The following is a 26357-nucleotide window of genomic DNA, read 5'->3' on the forward strand; positions in this document are numbered from 1 at the left end:
TCCTCCTGAACCAGAATTCTGTGTCCAAACTCCGCCCGACTGCTCTCCTGTTATTAAACTGAATAGATCTATCGCAGTGGTACTCGTTTCACAAACAGTTATCGCTCCGTCTAAACCTGCAATTGGATACTGATTGACTATGAGTTGGAAAGAATCTGTACCGTAAGTAAGAGGATTGGCATTCTCTTCCATTCGTACATAAATCGTTTGTGGATTTGAGGTATTCGTATAACTATTAATTGGCGAAATAGGGTTAGCTCCACTGTCTGCATCGGCTTGACTTATGTGGTAAGAAATTGTATATAGAGAAGGATTTGCCCCGTTCAAAGCAGGTAATGTTTGAGGAGTCAAATCAAAAGTAGCAAAACCATCGTTTGAAACATCATCACACAATATTAAATTTGGAGGCGTACCTGGGTCTAATTGACACATTACTACTTCGATAGTAAACGAAGCTGTATAAATACATGCTCCTCCATTTGCTGAGTTATCTTCAATACCCATGTATATGGTTTGAGAGCTACCACTTATAGGATAATTCGTTGGGTTTCCAATAGGGTTACTTAGGCCTTCAGCATCTGTTAAACTAGTATGAAAAGTAATCGCAAAATCAGCAGGGTTTAAACCAGTTCCATTAAAAATAGCTGCAAGATTCGGAGTTAAGTTAAAATTGGGCTGATTACTACATTGTTGAATATTATTGGGTGCTGCAAAAGGCGGTGGAGTTGGATACGATACTACAACACTGGTAGAAGTATTTGCAGGAAATCCTGGCTTAGTAACGGTTACAGTATAAGTTCCTGCCTCTGTTACTGTTATTATACCCGTATTTGTAGTTGGAGGAACAAATCCTGGAGCAGTAGATGTCCATGTAAAAGTTGCTCCTGCATATGCATTGGCATCACTAGCACCATTAACCAAAGTAGTTAAAATTGCCTGTTGACCTTGACAAATAGTAATGTTTGGTCCTAAAGTTAAAAGTAATTCACAGTCAGTTAATCCAGCATTGGCATTATTTATATTGGTTTGGGTAAACTCAATTTGACCTGGTTGATTGGAAAAGTTGGTGATTAATAAAACATATACTTGGCCAGCTAAAGCATTAGGAATTGAAAAATTTTCAACTGCAGCAGCTGAATAGCTACAAGCAACTACGTTATCTGGTATGGAAGTATTACCATCAGGAAAATCATATAAATTGTTACAGTTGACAGTAGCATTTGTGGAAGTAAATGGTCCCCAACAGATAAAGTCAACGTCTTGGTTGTTGTAATTGGGAGCGTTATTCCCTTGGTTTAACATAATGTTAATTGGACCTGATTGTGACACTTGAAAGTAAAACCAAGCTGGGTTTGGAGCAGAACCCAAACAATCTGGGCTACCTATACTGGCTTGACCTGTTGAGTTGGTGTATGAAAACCCACCACCTCCACAAACTGGTTCAGCACCATTACAAACAGCACTCTGAGAATAACCAATAAAAGAAGAAAAAAGTAAATTTAAAAATAATACAAACTTGATAAAGTAGTTCTTTTTCATAAGAGGTAATGTAATTATATTTCAACAGCAAAAAGGCTGAAAATGATTAAAACAAGTAGTTGTAACCTATGTTAAGTATAAGACAACCGAAAGTCAAATCTCCCTAAATTTATTTATTTTGAGGAGCGAAATTTACATATTTTTAATATTAAATTGTCTTAAATTTTATTTTTTTTAGTTTCAAATTCATAAAAATAATAATATTATCTTTGCTGCTCTTAAAATAATCTGTTTATAATGACAAATAACGAAGAGTTTAACGACGAAATCGGTCACAACCACATCTTTACAAATGTTAATAATCCGTTGCGATCGGATGCGTTTGATCTTTCTGACGAAAAAAAAATTGAACTTATAAAAAAAGATGTAGAGAATATTTTACACACATTAGGCATCGATTTAACAGATGATAGTCTAAAGGGAACTCCCAACAGAGTAGCCAAAATGTTTGTGAAAGAAATTTTTGGCGGACTGAACCCTAATAAAAAACCGAGTTCTTCTACTTTTGAAAACAATTACAAGTACGGAGAAATGTTGGTAGAAAAAAACATTACGCTTTACTCTACTTGCGAACATCATTTATTACCGATAGTTGGGAGAGCGCACGTGGCTTACATCTCGAATGGAACTGTTGTTGGACTCTCAAAAATGAATCGAATAGTAGATTATTTTGCCAAGAGACCTCAAGTACAAGAACGATTGACCATGCAGATTGTAAAAGAATTGCAAAACGTTCTGAAAACAGAAGATGTTGCCTGCATTATCGATGCCAAACATTTGTGTGTGAATTCGAGAGGAATAAGAGACATTGAAAGCAGCACGGTTACTTCTGAATTTGGAGGTAAATTTAAAGACGAAAAAGTAAAACGTGAATTTTTGGATTACATCCAATTGGACACTAAATTTTAATACTACCACTCAACGAACTAGCCCAGATAGCAATGAAAACCCCGCAGTGAAATTGGCTTGATTTTGTTGTGTTTGTAAAGCGACCAAAGGAAGCTTTTCAAACGCTTACAAAAGCAGCCAATGTAACGAGGAGTTGAAATGGATAGCAGGAAATAGCTTCAAAAAAAACATAAAATGCAACTGTATACTAATTACACTTTGAAAATTTACAATTCTCTTTCGGGAGAAAAAGAGACTTTTGAACCGATTCATGAAGGAGCCATTGGAATGTATGTTTGTGGACCAACCGTTTACAGCAACGTTCACTTGGGCAATGTGCGGACTTTTATGTCATTTGATGTGATTTACAGGTATTTTTTGCATTTGGGTTACAACATTAGATACGTTCGCAACATCACCGACGCTGGGCATTTGACCGACGACGGAAATGTGGACAACGATCGTTTTGTAAAGCAATCGCGTTTGGAGAAATTAGAGCCAATGGAAGTGGTTCAGAAATATACAGTTTACTTTCACAAAGTATTGGATTTATTTAATTTTCTTCCTCCGAATATCGAACCAACAGCAACTGGACACATTTTGGAGCAAATTGAATTGACACAGAAATTGATTGACGCAGGATTTGCATACGAAAGCCAAGGCTCGGTTTATTTTGATGTATTGGAATACAACAAACGTGGGTTGAATTATGGTGAATTGAACAACCGAAATATTGAAGAATTATTGACTAATACGCGCGATTTGGACGGTCAGAATGAGAAGAAGAATCCGCAAGATTTTGCCTTATGGAAAAGCGCTTCTCCTGCCCATATTATGCGTTGGAATTCGCCTTGGGGTGAAGGTTTTCCGGGTTGGCATTTGGAATGTACTGCCATGAGCACCAAATATTTAGGAGAAACTTTTGATATACATGGTGGCGGAATGGATTTGAAATTTCCACATCACGAATGTGAGATTGCTCAAGGAAAAGCACACAATGGCGTTTCTCCGGTAAAATATTGGATGCATGCCAATATGCTTACCATGAATGGATTGCGAATGAGTAAATCGACAGGAAATTACATTTTACCGATGGAATTAATCAATGGTGATAATGATTTCTTTGAAAAAGCTTTTCACCCGAGTATTGTTCGTTTTTGCTTTTTGCAAGCGCATTACCGCAGTGTTTTGGACATTTCTAATGATGCCATGATTGCCAGCGAAAAAGGTTTTGTTCGATTGATGGAAGGAATCAAATTAGCTGCTAGTTTAACAACTAAAGATACTTCTACTATTGATGTTGAAGCCTGGAAACAGAGTTGCTATGACGCGATGAACGATGATTTTAACACACCGATTTTAATTGCTCAATTGTTTGAAGGCATCAAGTACATTAATTTGATTAATGATGGTAAAGAATCAATTACTAAAGAAGATTTGGAGCTATTAACAGCCACTTTACATACTTTTATTTTTGATGTTTTAGGTATCAAGAATGAAAATGAAACCAGTAATACTACTGAAAAATTAGAAGGCACTGTTCAACTTTTAATTACCATGAGAAATGAAGCCAGAGCAAACAAAAACTTTGCTTTATCAGATCAAATTAGAGATCAGTTGTTGGCACTTGGAATTCAGTTGAAAGACGGAAAAGACGGAACAACCTTTACATTCTAATGACTAGAAACGAGTTGTAATTATGATTGCTTTATTAAAAAAAATACTAAATACACCGATACTGTTTTTCATCCGATTTTATCAGATTTGTATATCTCCGTTTACACCACACACGTGTCGATTTGAGCCTACTTGCTCCAGTTATTATTTTGAAGCTTTAAAGGTGCATGGATTTTTCCGAGGAAATTACCTAGGCATCAAACGTATTTTAAGTTGTCATCCTTGGGGCAAATCGGGTTACGATCCTGTCCCAGAAAAAAAATACTCTAACAAATAATTAAGGAAAGTCTAATCCTTTTTTACTATTTTTGGAAAATAACTTAATCACTTATCTTATGATTTGGAATCCTTCAGAAGGTATTCATCTTGGCCCAATTACCATTCGTTTTTACAGTTTGATGTTTGTCATAGCCTTTGGTTTAGGATGGTACATCATGAAGAAAATATTCGAAAAAGAAAAAGAATCGATTGAAAAATTAGACACACTTTTTATTTGGACCGTCATTGCAACACTAATTGGCGCTCGATTAGGCCATGTATTTTTTTATGATTGGGAATATTTCAGAAATCATCCTGCAGAAATTCTATTGCCTTTTAAATTCCAACCTGAATTTCAATTTACTGGATTTGCGGGCTTAGCGAGTCATGGCGCAGCAATTGCCATTATCATAACGATGTATTTCTACAGTACTAAAATAATAAAACGTCCATTGTTGTGGGTTTTAGATCGTGTTGTGATTCCGGTTTCATGCGGAGCAGTCTTTGTACGAATTGGGAATTTTTTTAACTCGGAAATTATTGGAAAAGAAACCACATCGCAATTCGGAGTTCGATTTTTACGGGATCAATTTTCGGCAGAAGACGCTATAAATCTTACTAAATTAGGAAATGCAGACGAAGCGTATCACGCCATCGCCACCGACCCAAATTTTGCTAATATTCTGGCGCAAGTTCCATTAAAACATCCTGCTCAATTGTATGAGGCTTTTTTCTATATTTTTGTGTTTTTGATTTTGGTTTTCTTGTATGTAAAAACAGATTATAAAGAAAAACACGGTTTGCTTTTTGGATTCTTTTTAGTTTTATTATGGACGGTGCGTTTCTTTGTAGAAAAAGTAAAAGAAAGTCAGGGTGGAATCGAAGAATCATTGGGTTTATTTTCAACTGGACAATGGTTGAGTATTCCGTTTATTGTAGTTGGAATTGTGTTCATCTTCCTAGCTCAAAAACCGCTACCCGATGACATTTATAAAAATGATGATAATCCGAATAAATTATTTTAAAAATTGAACTTACCAAAGCAAAAAGCATCGAAGTTATTTCGATGCTTTTTTTTTGAAACATTGGTTAGATTCAATTTTTCATCGTTTCACAAGTTTAACCCAAACCAATCGTGAAACAGTTAGTAAGACAAAGCAAATTATTGCTAAAAAAAGACAAATAACTAGTGGTAAAACACCGCCAAAGGTGTAACTCAATCCCAATATAAAGCCTAAACAAAATTCGGATTTATAGAGCGGAAAGAACAATGCAAATGCAAAAATTCCGAAGAAAAAAAAGCTAGAGATAGGCGAATTATCGGTTGAAAAAGAGACCGCTATAATCATAGCATACAGGAAAGCCAATCCGAAATGGAGAATCAAACGTTTAATTTTATTCTTTTCAATACTATTCGAATGGGCAAACTCTCTTAATTGAATTCGATACAACAAGAAAGCAACTGCTAAAGGAAGTGAAATTATTCCCCACCAATTGGATACTTTTGGAAGATTTTTGTTGGCTAAAAAGTGGTGACTTGGAACACCTTCATGAAAATAATCCCACAACTGAATACTCAGACTATAGAGGAGAATTGCAAGCACAAAATAATAGCTTATTTTCAAAAAAACTTTTTTATCCATGATGCGCAAAAAAATAGAAACGTCCTGATAAGTAAACTGTAACAGCATTTTGTTACATTTAAGTAGTCTTTATTTATTAAAAAAAATGAGCTCGATAAATATCGAGCTCATTGTATGTAAATAGTATAAGAACTTATTTACTGTCTTACTAGTTTATTCTTTAACTGCATTTGCAGCAGCATGACGTTTCTCTATTTCATTAATATCTTTTTGTTTCATTGTATCCACTAAAACTGGAGTTGCAATGAATAACGAGGAATAAGTTCCAACAATGATTCCCACTAACATGGCAAAGATAAATCCTCTAATGGATTCACCACCGAAAATAAACATGATTAATAATACCATGATCATTGTTAATGAAGTATTCAAGGTTCTTGATAATGTCGTATTAATTGATGCATTTACAATTTCTTTAAAGCTACCTTTTCTGTTTCCAGCAAGGAATTCTCTAATTCTATCAAATACAATTACGGTATCGTTCATAGAATAACCAATAACTGTTAAAATCGCAGCTATAAAGTGTTGATCCATTTCCATGTGGAAAGGCATGAATTTGTAGCAAAGTGAATACACACCTAAAACAAAAATTACGTCGTGTACAACAGCTGCAATTGCACCTAATGAGAATTGCCATTTACGGAATGAAATCACAAGATACAAACCAACCACTAACATTGCTCCAAGTACGGCCCAAAACGAATTGGTTTTGATATCAGCCGAAATTGCCGCACCTACTTTAGAGGCTTGTAAAACTCCCATAGTTTTTCCATCACTAGCATTGATGAATTGCTCGTAGGTCATATTTGGGAAGTACTTTTTCAATCCGTCGAATAACTTTTTATTCACTTCGGTATCCACTTCAGTTCCTTCGTCTTTGATTCTGTATTTGGTTGTGATTTTTAACTGATCATCACTACCGAAAACTTTAGCTTCAACTGGTGTTCCGAATGCTACTGAAAGTTCGTCAGCAACCGTTGTTGATTCAACCGGTTTCTCAAATTTAATTTGATAGGTTCTTCCTCCAACAAAATCAACACCTTCATCTAAACCATTCACAAAGAAAGAAACAAAACTTACGATGATAACTGTACTAGAAATAATGTACGTCCATTTTTTCATTCCGATAACATCCATATGGAAGTTAGTGAACCAATTTTTCGACCATGGAGCGCAGAATGCAAGAGATCTATTGTGTTGAATATCTAAATCGATAAAGATTCTAGCAATAAAGATGGATGTAAACAACGAAGTAAAAATACCGATTAACAATGTCAATGCGAAACCTTGAATTGGTCCAGTTCCAAAAATGAATAAAATTGCTCCAGTTAAAACGTGAGTTACGTTGGCATCAATAATTGAACGCATTGCTCCTTTCCAACCGTATGCTGATTTAACAGCTTCAGCAAGGGTTTTACCTTCACGGAGTTCTTCTTTCGCCCTTTCATATATAATAATGTTCGCATCTACCGCAGTACCTAAAGTTAAAACGATACCCGCAATACCTGGCAATGTTAGTACAAATCCGAAACTTGCCATAACTCCAAACAAGAACAATAAGTTCAATAATAAAGCTACATTAGCATACCAACCTGCTCTACCATAGTAAAACACCATCCACAAACACACTAATAAGAAACCAACAATAGAAGAAGTCATACCTGCGTCAATAGCAGCTTGCCCTAAAGATGGCCCAACTACTTCTGATTGAATGATTTCGGCAGAAGCTGGTAATTTACCTGCTCTCAATACGTTGGCTAAATCTTTAGTTTCTTCAACCACAAAGTTTCCAGAAATTTCAGATCTTCCTCCAGCAATAGGACCGCTTGATACACCTGGTGCAGAATACACTACATCATCCAATGCAATAGCAATATATCCTTTATCAGAATATGCTTTTCCTGTTAATTCTTCCCAAACTTTAGCACCTTGACCATTCATCTGCATTGAAACAGAAGGCTTACCCATTTGATCGAACGAGTCACGCGCATCAACAATAACACCACCACTTAAAGGTGCTTTATCGTCTCTATTTCCTTTTAATGCATACAATTCGAAAGTTTCAGTAACCAATTTAGTTTTCTCATCAGTAACTTTTACAGGTTTACCCCAAACGAATTTAGCGTATTTTTTATCAGCTGGAAGTAACGAAACGATATCAGCTCTTTTCAAATAAGCATCAACAGCATCTTTATCTTTAGCAGCAACAACTCCTAAAATTGGACCACCACCTTGAGAAACAAATTTTTCGAATAAAGGATTGTCTCCTTTTTTAGGTTCTTTTGCGTCTTTTTTATCGTCAGCTAATAATTTAGAAAGAGAATCTTCAGCAGTAGTTTTAACTTCTTTTGTAGTAACCGCTGATTTTTCAGTTGCTTTTAAAGCTTCATTTGCAGCCATTAAAAACTGACCTAAATCTTCAATTTTATAAGTTTCCCAGAATTCTAATTCCGCTTTTCCAGAAACTAATTTTTTAATTCTGTCTTCGTCTTTTGCTCCCGGTAATTCGATAAGAATTCTTCCTGTTTGACCTAACTTAGCAATATTAGGCTGAGTTACACCAAATTTATCGATACGTGTTCTTAATACTCCGAAAGCACTTTCAACTGATTCGTCAACTTTTCTTCTGATTACCTTTTTAACTTGGTCATCAGTCATATTGAAATTGATTTCATCAGCAAGATTTCTATTGGCAAAAATATCAGGTGAAGCTAATTTTGTAGAACCATTTGAAGCAGCCTCAAAAGCATCGAAGAAGGCATCCAAATACGATTGATTACCTAATTGATTTTTCTTGGCATCATCCAAGGCTTTATTGAAAACAGGATTTTTAGATTGGTTTGACAAATCAACCAATACATCTCTAACAGAAATTTGAAGGGTAACGTTGATACCACCTTCTAAGTCAAGACCTTTTTTGATTTGTTTTCCACTAACATCTTCGTAAGTATAGTCTATAAGACCCAAAAAGCTGTATACTTTTTTGTTTTTTTGGTCGTTTAAATACTGTACTTCTTTCTTTTGATCTCCTTTTGCAAAAGCTTTAGCATCGCTTTGTACGCCAGTTGCAACAAAAGTGAAAATAAGTTGGTAAATACTTACCAGTGCAAATAAAATTGCGAAAAATTTAATAAGTCCTTTATTCTGCATTATTACTAAAAATTAATTAATTTTTGTTAGGTTGATTGTTAAAAAAAGGTGATAAATTATTGATATTCAGCAACAACCGAACAATCAACGCTATTTCACTTTTTTTGAAACGTGCAAATATATGATTCTGCCTTAGATTAACAAATTATTTAGCTATTAATCTCAAAAAAAAGACTGCAAAAAATTGCAGTCTTTTTTGTTTGTTATTATTTTAAAATTACAAAACCGATTTCAAATCGCCGTTCATTGCACGTACTGCATCAGCACTTTTTGCAAACAAGGCTTTTTCGGTTTCATTTAAATTGATATCAACTATTTTTTCAACTCCGTTTTTACCAATAATACATGGAACACCTATACAAATATCGCTTTGTCCGTATTCACCTTCAAGATACACTGAACATGGAATCATTTTCTTTTGGTCATTCAAAATAGCATCTACTAAATAAGCAACTGATGCACCTGGCGCGTACCAAGCTGAAGTTCCTAATAAAGCAGTTAAAGTGGCTCCACCTACCATAGTATCGGCAGCTACTTTTGCTAATTCTTCTTCTGATAAAAATTGAGAAACCGGAACACCATTGTACGATGCCAAACGAGTTAAAGGAATCATAGTCGTATCACCGTGACCACCAATTACCATTCCAGAAATATCATTGGCTGGTTTGTCTAAGGCTAATGATAAATAGGTTTTGAAACGAGAGCTGTCTAACGTTCCGCCCATTCCAATGATTCTGTTTTTTGGTAAACCAGTAGCTTTCAAAGTTAAGTAGGTCATAGTATCCATCGGGTTGGAAACCACAACTACAATCGCATTAGGAGAATGTTGTAATAAACTTTCAGCCACTGTTTTTACGATTCCAGCATTGATTCCGATTAACTCTTCACGAGTCATTCCTGGCTTTCTTGGAATTCCTGATGTAATTACTACTACATCACTTCCTGCTGTCTTAGAATAGTCATTAGTACTTCCACTTACTTTAGTATTGAATCCTAAAGTAGTTTGTGTTTGCGTAATATCTAACGCTTTTCCTTCAGCAAAACCTTCTCTGATGTCTAATAATACAATTTCACTCGCAATTCTTCTGTAAGCAATCGCGTCAGCACAAGTGGCACCCACGTTTCCTGCTCCTACTACTGTAACTTTCATTTTTTCTAGTTGTTAATGTTTTTATTTTTATTTAAAGCTAATCCCGCTTTCCGTTCCTTCCGACAAATCGGAATCCTCTTCAATCGGGGCTAGGGCTTTTGCAATTCTAATTACGCATCGATGTTAGCATACACTGCATTTTTCTCGATAAACTCTCTACGAGGTGGAACCTCATCACCCATCAACATTGAGAAAATACGATCTGCTTCTGTTAAACTATCGATGGTTACTTGACGCAACGTTCTGAAATTCGGATCCATGGTAGTTTCCCACAGTTGCTCCGCATTCATCTCTCCCAAACCTTTATAACGTTGAATAGCTGCACTTCCTCCCATTCGCTCATTAGCCAAATCACGTTGGTCGTCGTTCCAAGCGTATTCTTTTTTGTTTCCTTTTTTTACTAAATACAAAGGTGGCGCAGCGATGTAAACGTGTCCTCCTTCGATCAATTCACGCATAAATCTAAAGAAAAACGTCAGAATCAAAGTAGCAATGTGACTACCATCGACATCGGCATCACACATGATAATTACTTTGTGGTAACGTAATTTTTCTAAGTTCAAGGCTTTGGAATCTTCTTCAGTTCCAATAGTTACACCCAAAGCTGTAAAAATATTTCGGATTTCTTCGTTTTCAAACACCTTGTGGTGCATTGCTTTTTCAACATTCAAAATCTTACCTCTCAAAGGCAAAATCGCTTGAAAGTTTCTATCACGTCCTTGTTTAGCAGTTCCACCCGCCGAATCACCCTCAACCAAATACACTTCGCATTTTGCCGGATCTTGTTCCGAACAATCGGATAATTTTCCTGGTAAACCTCCACCACCTAAAACGGTTTTGCGTTGTACCATTTCACGAGCTTTCTTAGCGGCATGACGTGCTTGAGCAGCCAAAATTACTTTTTGAACAATAATTTTTGCGTCGTTTGGATTTTCTTCCAAGTAGTTTTCCAACATCTCGGCTACGGCTTGCGAAACCGGAGAAACTACTTCTCTATTTCCTAATTTGGTTTTCGTTTGACCTTCAAACTGTGGTTCCTGAACTTTTACCGAAATAATAGCCGTTAATCCTTCACGAAAGTCATCACCTGAAATTTCAAATTTTAATTTTTCTAACAACCCCGATGCATCGGCGTATTTCTTTAAAGTACGAGTCAATCCCATACGGAAACCTTGCAAATGCGTTCCTCCTTCGTGGGTATTGATGTTATTTACATAAGAGAAGATATTCTCAGAATAACTTTCGTTATAAATCAAAGCTACTTCAACAGGAACTTCTCCTTTGTCATTTTCCATTGAGATTACGTGACCGATAATTGGCACACGATTTCCGTCTAAGAATTTAACGAACTCTTTCAACCCTTCTTGTGAATGAAAAACTTCGCCTACAAATTCGCCTTTGTCATTGGTTTCTCTTTTGTCTGTAAGCGTAATAGTAATTCCTTTATTCAAAAACGACAACTCACGCATACGAGCAGCCAAGGTGTCATAAGAATATTCAATGGTTTGAGTAAATATTGATTTGTCAGGCTGAAAAGTTACTGTAGTTCCTCTTTTGGTAGTTTCTCCTACTTGCTTCACAGGGTACATTGCTTTACCGCGTTCGTACTCTTGTTCGTAAATTTTTCCGTCTCTAAAAACAGTAGCTTTCAAATGATCGGAAAGTGCATTCACACAGGAAACCCCAACACCGTGAAGTCCACCTGATACTTTATATGAATCTTTGTCGAATTTTCCACCCGCACCAATTTTGGTCATAACTACTTCAAGAGCAGAAACACCTTCCTTTTTGTGCATGTCGACTGGAATACCACGACCGTTATCTTCAACTGTTACTGAATTATCCTCATTAATAAATACGCTGATTGTATCACAGTGACCTGCTAACGCCTCATCAATTGAGTTATCTACTACTTCATAAACTAAATGGTGCAAACCTCTAACGCCCGTATCTCCAATGTACATGGAAGGACGCATTCTTACGTGCTCCATTCCTTCTAACGCCTGAATACTGTCGGCTGAATAGCTATTTTTTTTATTTTCTTCGCTCATATTAAATTGTATCGTAAGTATGAATTTTGACTAACACGCAAATATATAAATTCAGAGGTGATTTTAAAGCGATTTTAAGCATTTTATAACGCAAGTTATTAACATTTGTGTTTAATAATTATTTAGCGTTTTATTTTTAAAATAAAGACTTAAAAATGAGGTTTTTTTAACCTAAATCGGAAAGTCAATTTAAAACAGCCCACAATTGATCGTTTTCATGATTGAAATTCGCTAACAAATTACATCATTTAGGGCTTCTATTTTTAAATAAAAAAACACTCATCGGGCGATGAGTGTTTCTAACAAACAAACTAAACTTCAATAAATAATCTTTCGATTATACTGTGACCGTAGATTTTGCAATTTCGGTATCGGCTTTTACGTGGGCCGCGTTTGCTCTTCCACTTGGGTCTTGATTTTCTTGCCATTTCGGAATCCATTTTCGTACGGTTTGAGCTGCGCTTACTTGTGGATAATACTTATGGAATATTGTTCTGTAATAATAGGCTTCTTTGGTTGCTGGCGTGTTGTAAGGATACAATTCAGCCGCTTTTTCCATTTGTTCATCAGTTACTTGAGATGCACAAAATTCGATTAGTGTGTCAATCCAACTGTATCCAACTCCATCTGAAAATTGTTCTTTTTGTCGCCACAAAACTTCTTGCGGCAAATACGGTTGATCTGGAGTATCAAAGGCTTTTCGTAGAATGTATTTTTCAACTCCATCATATGTTTTAGGTTGTTTTTCTTCGCCTTTAATTTTCATGGCAACATCCAAAAACGCCTTATCCAAGAATGGAACACGAGCTTCCAATCCGTGCGCCATAGTTGATTTGTCAGCACGTAACAAATCGGCCGTAAATAGTTTCTGAACTCTTTCGATGGTTTCTTTGGTAAAATCTTCGGTTGTTGGAGCGTTTCTAAAATACAAATAACCTCCAAATACCTCATCTGCACCTTCACCCGACAACACTACTTTGATACCTAAATCAGTAATTGCTTTTGATAAGAAATACATAGGAGTACTCGCTCTAACCGAAGTCACATCATAGGTTTCCAAATGCCAAATTAATTTATCTAAAATTTCAATTCCTTGCTCGATGGTAAAATGAATTTCATGGTGCTTTGTCCCTAAAAACTCAGCTACTTTTCGTGCGGCTTTGGCATCAGGTGCATCAGCATCCAAACCAATTGAGAAGGAATGCAATTCTTTTCCTTTTTCTTTCAATAAACGAGCAGCGATTGAAGAAGTCAACGACGAATCCAATCCGCCAGAAAGTAAAACTCCAATTGGCACATCGCTCATTAAACGTTTACGAGTAGCTTCGGTCAATGATTCTCTGATGGCTTCTAAATCCAATTCGGCCGTAGCTTTAGTGTAATCTTCGTATTCTGGTTTATAGTATTTTACGAATCCAGTTTCTGGAGTATAATAATGACCCGGAGGAAAAGTAGAAAATGTTTTGCATTGATCGGCAATAGGTTTCATTTCGGAAGCAAAGTACATTCTGCCTCGTTCATCCATACCATAATACAATGGTTTTACTCCAAGTGGATCACGACCAGCAATGTAATCATCACCATCAATTACTACAAAAGCAAAATCTCCGTCTAATAAATGAACAAAATCGTATCCGTATTTTTCATACAAATGAACAATTACTTCTGAATCTGATTTTGAGCGGAATGTATGATCTTTTAATATTGTATCTCTCAATTCTTGGTGGTTGTAGATTTCTCCATTGTGAACCATCCATGCGGTTGAACATCCTTGAATAGGTTGTCTACCCGAATGTAAATCGATGATGGACAAACGCTCATGACTTAAAATGTGACCGTTTTCGGTTATGTGTATATCGCTTTCGTCTGGTCCGCGATGTGACATTCTTTTTGAAAGTTGTTTTACTAATTGCTCGTCTTTACCTTTTCCTATAATGGCTAATATTCCGCACATAATCGTATTCTTTAATTATTTATTTGATGAAGCAAAATTGGAGTATTGATTCATCAATTAAAACCAAAAATCGATTATTAGTTACAATTTAAAACTAAAAACATAAATAAAATGATTTTTATAAAGAGAAACAGTAGAATTTCAACACCACAGTTAAAAATTATAAATAAGTAGGGAATAAATTTTAAGAGATGCTTTCGACAATGTACTTAGTTGACCCAATTTCAAACTCAAAACCAATTTCTTTTCCCATCAATTTGCTTCCCAATGGTGATTGTGGAGAAACGGCTATTATGGTTTGATTCTTGATGGTAATTTTGGGTAAAGCAGCACTTATAAAAAGTAACATTCCATTGGTTTGAACTACACTTCCTAAAGCTATTTTTTGGTGAATAGCATTGGGATCAATTTTGTCTAAAATGGCTTTTTGTTGCAGAATTTCTTTAAGCTTGTGATTGAGTTTTTCTTGCTCCAAATGCATCATGGATAAAGCGGTTTCGTGTTTATCGCCAGCCGAACCTTTGGCATCGTTTTGAGCATCATCTGTCAAACCCGAAATCATATCGCGAAACACATCAATTTTATCTTGAAGAAGTTGTTGGTGGTGTTGGAGGATTTTGTTTTTTAAGCTCATTATAATAAATTTAACCGCAAGGTTCGCAATGTTTTACGCAAAAGCACGCAAAGTTATAAAATAAATCTTTGCGTGCTTAGCGAGTTCTTTGTGTCTTTGCGGTTAAAAATTCTAGAAATCAAATTTATAATTCGCACCCAACAACACCTGAATACCTTGTACAGGATAATTTACCCATTTTTGATAGTCTTGTCCAGCCAAGTTGTTTCCTTTTAAGAAAAATGTCATGCGCTCATTGTGTTTGTAACCAAGATGTGCATTTAAGTCGAAATAACTATCTAAAGTAATGGTTTCTGGAGCGTATTGCGGTGGAAAAATAGCTAAAGCTGTTGGTACAAATGTCAAGTCTTTTCGCTCACCAACAAAAAACACTTTGGTTCCTGCGTACCATTTTTCTGTAATGTTAAAATCTAAATTGGCAGCCAACTGCAAGCCAGGTAAATTCCACGATTCTTCTTCAACATCAGTCGTATAAGTACTGAATGTTCCGTTGATTCCGAACGATACATTTTTACTGAAATCGGCTTTTAATTCACCATAAAAACTAACTGTTTTCACATTATCATACACTACATCAAATGAATTAGCGTGTGTATAACCTTCTTTGTTGGTGTTATACGAATCGTACAAATTACTTCTGAACATCGCTTTATAATCTTCGTTCATCAACGAACCGCGAATGTTGTATCCAATTGTATTGGCTAATTTTCCTCTCAAACCAACATAAATATCGTATTTCTGGTCGGTTGGACCAATCGCCAAAGTAGGAGAAACGAAGAAATTTTGTTGCACAAAATCACGATAGGAATTCTGCTTCAGTGTTCCTTCTGCTCCAGCATAGGCAATCATCAAATCGCCCACGACTTTGTACGAAGCATTAATTTGCGGATAGATGAAGAATTTATTATCGCTACCTTCTGTTGCCACACTGTAGAAAAATGCGGCGCCTAAATTAATTGAAACATCATCTCTGTTGATTTGGAAACTAGGATGAAAACCAACATTTGTATTTCCGTATTTAAACGCTTCGCCACCTTCATAACTTTTATCAAAACTTCCGTTGATGTAGTCAAAAATGAAATTGGCTTTGATTTTTTCATCCATTACTTCAAACTCTAGACTTGGCTTGGCATAAAACCGATTTTCACTTGATGAAAAAGCATCCCAAAAACGAGTAAATTTTACTTCTCCTTCTTTGAAAATACTTTCTTTTAAACTCAATCTACCACCAACATTAATGGTATGATAGGTTTGTTTTTCATCTATAGCTTCAATAAATTCATCATAAAACGGTTGCGGCAACGACGTTTGAAAAATCGGGTTGACACCGTACCAATTGTAGACTTGATTTTGGTAGCCTAAATCGGCATTCCACGACAAATCGCGGTTTTTGCTTCCGTAGGTAAAATCCAAAGCCGTATCATAAAATTTATCGTCTAAAACCACTTCTTCAATTCCGCCTTGAGACGAACTGTGACGTAACATCGCTCCTACGTAATCGTTATTTTCTAATGTTTGAGTTACGAATAATTCGGCATTGATATTACCATAATTTCCAGCTGCCAAGGTTAAATAATTACTGAATAATTTCTCTTTGGCTGATTTATCAACTCCAGCTGCTTTTCCTTTAGATGGTGTAAAGGTTGAAGCCACGGGAAATGAAAAAATATTGTACTTAATTTCTTCTTTTTTGTTGGTTTCTTCGTCTTCAAACGAGGGTGTTTCTTTCACTTTAAACGCATCAGAAATAGTTGGTGTGTAGGGTTTTACCACATTTACCACTTCACTTCCGATGTTCTCGTCTTTCTTTTGTCCAAAACTCAATTGTAAGCTGAACACTAAAAAACTGGCGACTATATATTTTGTTACTTTCATAGTATGTATTTCTGAAAAGAGATTGATGATTTGGATTATTTAGTGATGGATGAATTGGTTTTGGCTTCTTCAGTTTTGATTACATCCAATTCGGTTTGTGCTTCTTGAACAACATCAGGAAATTCTTTGAAATTTTCAATTACACTATCCAAAATGTAGGTAGCATTGAAACTGTCTTTCAATCCGTAGAAGTTTTTCGCCATTATTACTAAACCTTTAGCTCCAAAATATTTGTATCCCGAATAATCTTTAGAAAGCTTCTGAACGGTTTTGTTAGAGTCTTCGTATTTACCGTCTTTATTTTTAAAGTAAGCATCGTAATACAATGCTTCAGCAGCCAATTCTCCTTTAGCAATTTTCAATAAATTGGCATAAGCAGTTCGCGCCTTAGCTTCGTCATTTACTTTTATGGCCGAACGTGCTACGATGATTTGCGCATCACTTTTAACTTTGTTGTCTGTTTTCGGATTGGCCAGTACTTTATCTGCATAAACAACCGCATTAGCATAATCTTTTTGTTCGTAATATGCACGCATCAAATTGGCTTGCGCGAAAGTGATGTTTTGCGGGAAATCGGCTTCGGTTTCCAAACGTTTTAAAACTGGAATTGCTTTTGTAAAATCGTCTTTTTTCAGATGAATTTCACACAAACGGGCCAATGACTGCTCGGTAAATTCATTACGCGGTTTAGAAACCACATATTCATAATTTGGAACTGCCGTTGCCGCTAAATTGTCAGCGAAATACAATTGTCCTAAATAGAAATTCGCTTTCAAAGCATGAATTCCGTTTGGAAATTTTGAAACATAACCGCTTAATGACGAAATCGCTTGTTTCACATTGTTTTGCAAATATTGTTTTTCGGCTGCTTCGTAGGTATCGTTATCCAATTCGGCGTCAGAAACCTCAACAAAATCAAGTGTTCGAACCCAAGCAGCGTATTCATCTACTTTGCCATTATCCATATAAATCAAACGTGCGGTGGCAACTGCTTCTAGTGCTTCGGGTGATTTTGGAAAATCAGCAGCTACTTTTTTGAATTTAGTAATGGCTGCATCATCTTTGTTCCCATTATAATACACCAAACCTTGACGTAAAATCGCTTTCGATGCATACGAACCCGAACCAAATTCTCTTAGCAGTTGATCGTAAGTAGACAAAGCCAAATCGGTTTTATTTTCGGTTACATACGTATTTCCTAATTCGAACAACGCATCATCACGGTACTGCGATGTTTTGAAGTTTTGAAGAAACTTATTGAAATCCTCTATTTTCTTATCGTTTTTCTGAACAAAACCATAACTTATGGCTTTTTGAAACGCAGCGTAATCAGCATCAACACTTTTTAATTCGATGGCTTTATTATACGCATCCATTGCTGGCCAGTATTTGGAAGTTACAAATCGGCTATCGCCCAAACGCAAGTACGCATCGTTCAATCGAATTTTATCGTCTTTAGTTCCATCAACAAAACTCTGAAAATAATTTCCTGCCTGATCGTATTCTTTTTGTTTGAAATACGCATAAGCAATGTTGTAATTGATGTTTTTGAATTCGGGTGTGTTTTTCGCCTCAGCGTAACCTTCAAACTGTTTGAAACTCAATAATGCTTCATTGAAACTGTCCAAAACGTATTCGGTTTCACCTTTCCAAAACATGGCACGAGCCGTAAATTTTGGATCTTTTTGCTCGGCTAACGATTTTTTAAACATTTTCAATGCTTCTTGGTAATCGCCGTCGGTGTGCAATTCTAATCCTCTGTAAAAAGTCACTTTTTGATAAGCTGCTTTGTATTGTGGACTCTTATTTTTCTCCAACAAAGCCAACGCTTGTTTGTAATTTTTAGAGGTAATGTACGAGTTGATTAACAAACCTTCAATTTCTTCTTTGTTGGGTGAAGTTGGGTATTTGGCTAAAAACGCTGAAAGTACGTCAGGTACACTTTGGTACGAATTTCCTAATTCATAACTCAATTTGGCGTAATTCAGATTGGCATCTTCTTGGATTTTGGTATCGAATTCCATTTCAGAAGCACTTTTGAACGCATTCAAGGCCTGTTGTTTTTTATCCGTTTTCAGATAACTTTCACCCAAATGATAGTAAGCATTTTGTGCTACAAAATCATTTCCATCGATGATTTTATTGAACTGTGAAATGGCGTTTTCAAAATCATTTTGTTTGTAGTACGTATAACCCAATTGATAAAAATCGGTGTTGTTCCACTTTCCTTTTTTGCCTTTGTATTCTTTAAGATAAGGTAAAGCTTTATCGTACTGTTTAAGATTAAAATAACTTTCTCCAATAATTTTATTCAACTCTGATTTTTCAGCAGCAGTCGATTTTGGCATGGCAGCAACACCTAAATCAATAGCTTTTTGGAAATTTCCTAATTTAAAATTCATATCCGCCTGAAAATACGACAGTTTTTCCTTGTACTTTTCTTCACCTGAAACTTGGTCGAAATATTTGGTTGCTTCTTTGTAATCGTCATTTTCATACGACATAAAACCCAAATAATATTTGGCTTGCGAACCGTATTCTTTGGAATTGGCTACTTTATTAAAGTAAGTTGTTGCCTCCTTCTTTTTCCCTGCATTGAAATACGAATAGCCTTTTTGGAAATTGTATTTTTCTAATTCATCGTAGGTCAACGCGCTTTCGTCTACTTTATCAAAATATTCCAAAGCTTGAGGATAGCGTCCTTCTTCAAAATAAAAATGGGCGACACCAATATACGCTTGGTTTTGTTTAGTACTGGTTGGATATTCGGTCACGAAGTCTTCCATCAATTGATCGGCATTGGATTGCTCAAGGCGAATGGCACAATTGGCAATGTAAAACGAACAATCCGACAACACTTCTTGGCTCGTGGCGCGTTGTTTTACTTTTTCGAACAAAATCTGAGCGGCCAAAAACTGCTTGTCGTTGTAGAGTGAAATCGCTTTATCGTACTCGGATAACGAATGCGTATTTACAGCCGATTGTTGGGCTTGAACCGAATTGTTTTCAGCTAAAAATAATAGAAAAAATAAGATAAGGAGTTTTCGCATTGTAATGGATTTAATGAATATCAAAAATAGGTTAGCCTACACCTAATAACGCACCGCAATTGGTATTTATTATAAACATTTTTCTTAACAATTTCACAAATGTTTAACGCGAGCAAACAACCTTCAATAAATCTAAAATTTATTTTGAAAAGCTACGTTAACTTAGTACTTTTACCCACTAAACCCATCCAATTATGTCTGAATCAGTTTTATCTCTGAAAAACGTTAGTATTTATCAATCGAATAAAGTCATTTTATCGAATATTAATTTAGAAGTCAAACACGGCGAATTCATCTACATTATTGGTAAAACTGGAACTGGAAAAAGTAGTTTCATCAAAACGCTTTACGCTGATTTACCTCTAACAACAGGCGAAGGACACATTGTAGAATACGATTTGGTGCATTTGAAAGAAAAAGACATTCCGTATTTACGACGAAAAATTGGTATTGTTTTTCAGGATTTTCAATTATTACCTGATAGAACGGTTTCTGCCAACATGTTGTTCGTTTTAAAAGCAACCGGCTGGACCGATGCCACCGAAATGCAGAACAAAATTGACGAAGTGTTGGATAAGGTTGGAATGAAAGGATTTGCCAACAAAATGCCGCACCAACTTTCGGGTGGAGAACAACAACGTGTTGCTATTGCACGTGCATTATTAAACGATCCTGAATTTATTTTAGCCGATGAACCAACTGGAAACTTGGATCCACAAACCAGTGTAGAAGTATTGGACGTATTGCGAAAAATCAATGCCAACGGTAAAACCATCATTATGGCTACTCACGATTATGCTTTGTTGATGAAATTCCCTTCAAAAACTTTAAAATGCGAAGACGGTTCTATTTTTGAAGTGGTTCAGAAGACGGTGTAAGTACCGAAATCAATTTCCCAACTAAAATCAACACAAAAGGATAAAACACAAAATGAAAGCGGTCGCCTTGAGAGCATGATATTCCTGAAAGAAAAATTGTATACAACACAAAAAAACTACACGCAACAATTACTTTATCACTTCTAAAAAACTTGTAAATTAAAAAAACCGCAAGAAAAAAACCGATAAAAGTAATTATCCTATTTTGCCATTTAGAAACTTTAAAAAAGAATGCTTTAAAACTTTCGAAATAACTATTGCTTTTTAAATTAACTGAATAATACAAAGCAGTATTTCCAGCAGTAGAATTATCATATACATCTGACATATAAGCATAAACCAAATTGAATGTATTGTTTTCTATTTGATTCAATACATCATTGAATGCAACTTTGCCCATTTCATCATATTTTAATGAGAAAAAGTATTCTCCACGGGGATTTTGAGATTGATCTAGCTCTTTACCTTCTTTCAAACAAGATGCTTTACTTCCTAAGTAATTATAATACGTAATTGAATCAATATAACTGATAGTGAAATCCCCATAGTGCTGTTTAACAGAATAACATTGAAACATTACTAACATCCAGCTCGCATAGAAAAAAGACATTGATTTTTGTTTGTAATTTCTTATCAATTGGCGGAAGTAAAAAATCACAAAACAAAGTGCTAATAATTTTGAGCCTGGTTTAATTAGCATCGAAAAAACTAGTATAGAAAGACAGAATGCTAAATACTTAAATTGGTATGTTGTGTAATGCTTTTGCAGAAAAAAAATAGCCAACACAATAAAAAAAATATAAATATTTTCGGCAAGTAAGTCAAAAACACAAATAGCACTTCCGATAAGAACCAAATTCATTGATGAGATTAAAAATGCTTTTTTTTTATTTAAATAAACATTTAGTATTTTAAAAATGAAGACCGATGTTGCTATCCAAAAAAAAAGATTTATAAAAATATTAATTATGAATAATTCATTTTTACCACAACCAAAAAGAAAAGGAAAACCCTGAATTAATGCCAATCCTATGGGACGTAATGGATGTACTTGATTGTTAAAATACAATTCAAAAGCCGAATTATAATACGTTTCTGAGTCGGGACTTATTCGTGTTTGGAAGCTCAATTGCAATAGAAAATCCAACAATCCAATCCATATCAATCCCATCGAGACAATCCCGAATTCGAACTTATACCTATCAATCAACAATTTCACATATTTCATTTTAACAAAAGTAGATAAATTATTGTCTTTTCAAATTAGAACCTTAGTTTTGTGTTTTCAATCCAAAAAAATGAAGCAATTATCAATTATCATTCCGGTATACAATGAAAGTTCAACCGTTCATCTAATTTTGGATAAAATAAAAAATGTCCAATTACCTCAAAACATCAACAAAGAAATTATCATAGTTGATGATTGCTCGACTGATGATACAAAATTGAAAATCGAAAATTACATTTCACAAAACAAAGAAAGTAACATTCAACTTTTTACTCACACTAAAAACAAAGGAAAAGGCGCCGCTTTGCACACCGGAATTACAAAAGCGACTGGCGAATTTACCATCATACAAGATGCTGATTTAGAATACAATCCAGAAGAATATTCCATTTTACTTCAACCCGTTTTAGATGGTTTTGCCGATGTGGTGTACGGTTCAAGATTTATGGGTGGAAATGCGCATCGGGTTTTGTTTTTTTGGCATACCATAGGCAATCGGTTTTTGACTTTTATGTCGAATATGTTTACCAATCTGAACTTAACCGACATGGAAACCTGTTACAAATTGTTCAACACTCGACTACTTCAATCGATTAAATTAAAAGAAAATCGGTTCGGTTTTGAACCAGAAGTTACTGCAAAAATGGCTCGAATAAAAAAAATCAGAATCTATGAAGTTGGCATTTCATATTACGGTAGAACGTACGAAGAAGGCAAAAAAATCAATTGGAAAGACGGAATTCATGCCATCTATTGCATACTAAAATACGGCATGTTGCGTTTTTAGTTACGTTATTTGTTACTTTTGTTTACTAATTCAACCCAAGCCTTTTTGAAAAAAACTACTATTGTTATTTCGGGAATCAACGTAACCAACAGTGGAATACTTTCTATCATGACGGATTGTTTGACTGAATTGGTAGACTATTCTAAAGACAAAGACATCCGAATTATAGCGTTAGTACATTCAAAATCGCTTTTTTCCATCCCAAATATTGAATACATCGAATTTCCAAAATCAAAAAAGAGTTGGTTCAACCGGATGTATTATGAATACTTTTACTTCAAAAAACTATCTCAAGAATTAGATGCCGACTTTTGGTTTTCCATTCAGGACTTATCACCTTATGTAGTTTCCAAAAAGAGATTTGTGTATTGTCATAATCCTTCGCCTTTTTATAAACCTACGCTTCACGATTGGTTGTACGGATTTAGGATTTGTTTTTTTGCATGGTTTTACAAATATGCTTATCGCTTTAATATTCAGTCGAATACAGCAGTTTTTGTACAACAACAATGGATTAAAAATCAGTTTGAGAATTGGTACCGCATTTCGAACATCAAAGTAATGCATCCTGAAACTCAGGTAATTGTAGAACGTTCAACTGTGACTTTGAATCAAGAAAAAATCAACCTCTTCTACCCGAGTTTTCCACGAATGTTTAAAAATATGGAATACCTGTGTGAGGCTATTTTACTTTTACCAACTGATATTAGAGAAAAAATCAAGCTTTACATAACCATTTCTGGAAATGAAAATTCATACGCAAAAAAAATAGTTTCTAAATACCAAAAACATCCTCAATTTCAATTTATTGGTGCTTTAGACAGAGCAACCGTTTCGGGTTATTATAACGAAATGGATGCTTTGGTATTTCCTTCCAAATTAGAAACTTGGGGCTTGCCTTTGACTGAAACCAAGGAATACAACAAACCTATTTTTGTATCGGATTTACCGTATGCTCACGAAACGGTTGGCCATTATGACAAAGTGTGTTTTATTGATTTGAATGATCCCAACGATTTAGCCCAAAAAATTCAGTTATTTGCACAAGGAAAACTACTGTATTCCCAACCAAACAATTCTAAACAACCCGATTTTGTAGGCTGGAAACCGTTGTTTGATTTTATAATTAATGAATAATCAAAATATGGCCTTTTTCTCCGTAATTATTCCGCTTTACAACAAAGAAAACTACATTGAAAGTGCGATTAAAAGCATTCTCAACCAAACGTTTACGGACTACGAAATTTTGATTATCAACGATTGTTCTACGGATAAAAGCGTTGAAAAAGTGACTACGTTTCTGTCGGAAAAAGTGAGGTTAATTCAGCATGAAAAAAACGGCGGACTTTCAGTAGCGCGCAATACCGGAATAGCACATGCAACTACTAATTATATTACTTTCTTGGATGGCGATGATGTGTGGAAACCTACTTTTTTGGAAACCATCCATCAATTAATCATCAACTATCCTGAAGCCCGAATTTTTGGCACTAATTACGAAGAAGTATACAAATCCAAAACCTATCAACCACACAATGGATCCAGTACATTAGCAACTGGTTTTACGGGTTATATCAACTTTTTTAAAATCAATGTTCGACAAGGAATTTACAATCACGGAAGTGTTTGTTTTCATAAAGAAGTGTATGAAAAAGTGGGTAATTACAATCCGGAAATCAAATTTTCAAACGACATTGATTTTAATATTCGCGCCAATTATCATTTTAAATTAGCCTACAGTAATACGGTTCAGATGAGCTATTTGATGGAAGTACAACATCAAATTACACGCAATTCGATTTTGCACAAGAAAATTCCTAATTATGATATTTATGAAGATTGGGCAAAAGACAACCCCGATTTAAAAAAACATTTGGATTTCTTCAGATACGTTTTAGCCAAAAAATTGAAAAAAGATGGTGATACTTCGGATTGGAAGAAAATTGTACAATCAATTGATGTTAAAAATTTGAATTGGAAGCAAAAATTGTTGTTGAAATGCCCACAATCACTCTTGCTTTTGGTTGATACAATAAAATCGGTTTTGATTAAATACGGAATAAAGATTTCTACTTATTCGAAGTAAGGTAATTCAAATAGGCTTTGTAACTGCGAATGTAATCGTCTTCATCATAGGCTTCAGAAGCCAAAACCAAACACACAGCGCCAGAGGAAAAATTTTCAATTTCTCGCCAAATATTGGAGTTGATGAGCAATCCTTTATCAGGAGTTTTTAGTGTTACGACTTCCTTCGTTTTTCCGTCCTTCAATACAACATCAAAACTACCCGAAAGTGCAATCAAAACTTGTTGCAACTTTTTGTGTGCATGACCACCACGTTTTGCTGTACTAGGAATATCATACAAATAGTATACTCTTTTAATATCAAAAGGAATCGTATCGTTTTCAACTACACCAATACTGCCTTTTACATTGGCTATTTTCGGAATTTCTATTAATTTGATGTTCATCTTTTATTTTTTTAAAAGTTGCAACCACTGATTTCCTATGGTTTCAACGTCAAATGAAGCAATACTGCTTTGAGCATTACTTTTACATTGTAAATATAAATCTTTATTTTCAATCATGGCATTCAAGCCTTGAGTCATGGCTTTTTTATTTTGATTGTCAATGAGAAGTCCGTTGTGTTTGTCAATAATGATTTCACTCGGACCCGAATCGCAATCGTAAGCTACAACTGGAGTGCCGCACGACAATGATTCAAGTAAAACCATTGGCATTCCTTCGTATTTACTAGTTAAAACAGTAAACAATGCCTTTTTATAGTATGGAAACGGATTGGAAACCGAGCCTAAAAATTGCACATTATGTTCTTGATTTAAATCTTTGGACAATTGCATCCAACTTTCTTTCATTTTACCATCGCCTAAAATAATCAATTTGATGTTGTTGTTGGGCAAAATTGAGTTTGAATAAGATTCAATCAAATGATCGAATTGCTTGACGTTTTTGTGCATACTTCCTGCGGCGAGGATGTAATTAAAATCAATGGCTTCTTTTTCTTCAGCCAAAACATTTACCTGAGCAACATCAATTGGATTGTAGATTTGAAGGGTGTTTTTAAACGAATAGTTGCGTTGAATTTCAGCTTCAATACTTTTAGAAACCACAATCATTTTATCGCAATTTCGATATAATAATTGAGCTAGAAGTTTATTTTTAGGAAGGTACGAATCCAATTTTCTACTGTGAATGGTTTGAATAAAAGAACCGTAAATCCAATTATTAAGTATGAATTCTTGTAGGTAAAAACGTTTAACTCTAAAATCAATAATGTAATCAAACTGATGTTTTTTCAGATACGATTTAAGTGTTTTAAAACGTTGATATCTAGTGAAAAGACTGTTGTTTTTATCTTTTAATTTACCCAAATGCAGCAATTCACCCGAATAATCGTAGACAATTTCACCTGCAAAAACTACGTTATGAACTTCGCAATTGTGATGTCCAAAAAAGTGAGACAAAGTGGCTGCAGAACGTTCGGCGCCACCATCAGAAAGTGTAACGGTAATTAAGCAGATTTTGTAGCGCGCCTGATTTTGATTCAATTTTTTGTATTTTAGCAAATGTAAAT

General features: G+C 35.1%; 19 protein-coding genes and 1 pseudogene. 8 read left to right on the top strand and 12 right to left on the bottom strand.

Annotated features, from left to right (window positions below; translation table 11 throughout):
* Nucleotides 1-1539 (bottom strand): annotated as a pseudogene (locus VK161_RS01470) (hypothetical protein); the annotation flags it as partial.
* A gap of 237 nt (nucleotides 1540-1776) precedes the next feature.
* Here VK161_RS01470 and folE point away from each other — a divergent pair.
* The 4 genes from folE to lgt all read left to right on the top strand — a co-directional run bounded on the left by folE (nucleotide 1777) and on the right by lgt (nucleotide 5387).
* Nucleotides 1777-2448, top strand: a complete 672-nt coding sequence (gene folE / locus VK161_RS01475; RefSeq protein WP_324212974.1) for a GTP cyclohydrolase I FolE — start codon at nucleotides 1777-1779, stop codon at nucleotides 2446-2448.
* Between the two features lie 174 nt (nucleotides 2449-2622).
* Nucleotides 2623-4104 (top strand): cysteine--tRNA ligase, encoded by a 1482-nt coding sequence (gene cysS / locus VK161_RS01480; protein WP_324212975.1) that lies wholly within the window; start codon nucleotides 2623-2625, stop codon nucleotides 4102-4104.
* Nucleotides 4105-4126: 22 nt separating this feature from the next.
* Nucleotides 4127-4381, top strand: a complete 255-nt coding sequence (gene yidD / locus VK161_RS01485) for a membrane protein insertion efficiency factor YidD (RefSeq protein WP_324212976.1) — start codon at nucleotides 4127-4129, stop codon at nucleotides 4379-4381.
* Nucleotides 4382-4439: 58 nt separating this feature from the next.
* Nucleotides 4440-5387: a prolipoprotein diacylglyceryl transferase gene (gene lgt, locus VK161_RS01490; protein WP_324212977.1), complete on the top strand. Its 948-nt coding sequence runs from the start codon at nucleotides 4440-4442 to the stop codon at nucleotides 5385-5387.
* Between the two features lie 78 nt (nucleotides 5388-5465).
* Here the strand turns inward: lgt and VK161_RS01495 are convergent, their stop codons facing one another.
* The 8 genes from VK161_RS01495 to VK161_RS01530 all read right to left on the bottom strand — a co-directional run bounded on the left by VK161_RS01495 (nucleotide 5466) and on the right by VK161_RS01530 (nucleotide 19869).
* Nucleotides 5466-6005 carry a hypothetical protein gene (locus VK161_RS01495; RefSeq protein ID WP_324212978.1) on the bottom strand — a complete coding sequence of 180 codons (540 nt, stop codon included), beginning with the start codon at nucleotides 6003-6005 and terminating at the stop codon, nucleotides 5466-5468.
* A gap of 153 nt (nucleotides 6006-6158) precedes the next feature.
* Nucleotides 6159-9155 (bottom strand): protein translocase subunit SecDF, encoded by a 2997-nt coding sequence (secDF, locus tag VK161_RS01500; RefSeq protein WP_324212979.1) that lies wholly within the window; start codon nucleotides 9153-9155, stop codon nucleotides 6159-6161.
* A 217-nt stretch (nucleotides 9156-9372) separates the two neighbouring features.
* The gene (gene mdh / locus VK161_RS01505; protein WP_324212980.1) at nucleotides 9373-10305 is read right to left on the bottom strand and encodes a malate dehydrogenase; all 933 of its coding nucleotides are present in this window, start codon (nucleotides 10303-10305) and stop codon (nucleotides 9373-9375) included.
* Nucleotides 10306-10415: 110 nt separating this feature from the next.
* The gene (gyrB, locus tag VK161_RS01510) at nucleotides 10416-12356 is read right to left on the bottom strand and encodes a DNA topoisomerase (ATP-hydrolyzing) subunit B (protein WP_324212981.1); all 1941 of its coding nucleotides are present in this window, start codon (nucleotides 12354-12356) and stop codon (nucleotides 10416-10418) included.
* Between the two features lie 337 nt (nucleotides 12357-12693).
* Nucleotides 12694-14310 (bottom strand): asparagine synthase B, encoded by a 1617-nt coding sequence (gene asnB / locus VK161_RS01515; RefSeq protein WP_324212982.1) that lies wholly within the window; start codon nucleotides 14308-14310, stop codon nucleotides 12694-12696.
* Nucleotides 14311-14494: 184 nt separating this feature from the next.
* A complete protein-coding gene (locus tag VK161_RS01520; protein ID WP_324212983.1) occupies nucleotides 14495-14944 on the bottom strand; it encodes a hypothetical protein in 450 nt (149 codons plus the stop codon).
* A 111-nt stretch (nucleotides 14945-15055) separates the two neighbouring features.
* On the bottom strand, nucleotides 15056-16819 hold the full coding sequence (locus tag VK161_RS01525; RefSeq protein ID WP_324212984.1) for a TonB-dependent receptor: 1764 nt from the start codon (nucleotides 16817-16819) through the stop codon (nucleotides 15056-15058).
* Nucleotides 16820-16854: 35 nt separating this feature from the next.
* Nucleotides 16855-19869, bottom strand: a complete 3015-nt coding sequence (locus VK161_RS01530) for a tetratricopeptide repeat protein (protein WP_324212985.1) — start codon at nucleotides 19867-19869, stop codon at nucleotides 16855-16857.
* A 194-nt stretch (nucleotides 19870-20063) separates the two neighbouring features.
* On the opposite strand from VK161_RS01530, the gene VK161_RS01535 reads away from it, so the two are divergent.
* Nucleotides 20064-20747 carry a cell division ATP-binding protein FtsE gene (locus tag VK161_RS01535; protein WP_324212986.1) on the top strand — a complete coding sequence of 228 codons (684 nt, stop codon included), beginning with the start codon at nucleotides 20064-20066 and terminating at the stop codon, nucleotides 20745-20747.
* Here VK161_RS01535 and VK161_RS01540 read toward each other — a convergent pair.
* On the bottom strand, nucleotides 20716-21774 hold the full coding sequence (locus VK161_RS01540; RefSeq protein ID WP_324212987.1) for a hypothetical protein: 1059 nt from the start codon (nucleotides 21772-21774) through the stop codon (nucleotides 20716-20718). The two genes, VK161_RS01535 and VK161_RS01540, sit on opposite strands and share 32 nt — an antisense overlap.
* Before the next feature lie 271 nt (nucleotides 21775-22045).
* Here VK161_RS01540 and VK161_RS01545 point away from each other — a divergent pair, with 271 nt between their 5' ends.
* Genes VK161_RS01545 through VK161_RS01555 form a run of 3 tightly spaced genes read left to right on the top strand, consistent with a single transcriptional unit; the run spans nucleotide 22046 to nucleotide 24848 of the window.
* Nucleotides 22046-22762 carry a glycosyltransferase family 2 protein gene (locus tag VK161_RS01545; protein WP_324212988.1) on the top strand — a complete coding sequence of 239 codons (717 nt, stop codon included), beginning with the start codon at nucleotides 22046-22048 and terminating at the stop codon, nucleotides 22760-22762.
* Between the two features lie 45 nt (nucleotides 22763-22807).
* Entirely contained in the window at nucleotides 22808-23899 is a 1092-nt protein-coding gene (locus VK161_RS01550; RefSeq protein WP_324212989.1) for a glycosyltransferase, read from the top strand.
* Nucleotides 23892-24848, top strand: a complete 957-nt coding sequence (locus tag VK161_RS01555) for a glycosyltransferase family A protein (RefSeq protein ID WP_324212990.1) — start codon at nucleotides 23892-23894, stop codon at nucleotides 24846-24848. Before VK161_RS01550 ends, VK161_RS01555 begins: the two co-directional genes overlap by 8 nt.
* Here VK161_RS01555 and VK161_RS01560 read toward each other — a convergent pair.
* Both VK161_RS01560 and VK161_RS01565 read right to left on the bottom strand, forming a co-directional pair.
* Entirely contained in the window at nucleotides 24832-25233 is a 402-nt protein-coding gene (locus VK161_RS01560; protein WP_324212991.1) for an FdtA/QdtA family cupin domain-containing protein, read from the bottom strand. The genes VK161_RS01555 and VK161_RS01560 overlap by 17 nt on opposite strands.
* 3 nt (nucleotides 25234-25236) lie before the next feature.
* A complete protein-coding gene (locus VK161_RS01565; RefSeq protein WP_324212992.1) occupies nucleotides 25237-26331 on the bottom strand; it encodes a glycosyltransferase in 1095 nt (364 codons plus the stop codon).
* Nucleotides 26332-26357: the final 26 nt, after the last annotated feature.

The sequence above is a fragment of the Flavobacterium sp. genome (genome assembly GCF_035299245.1).
Taxonomy (GTDB): domain Bacteria; phylum Bacteroidota; class Bacteroidia; order Flavobacteriales; family Flavobacteriaceae; genus Flavobacterium.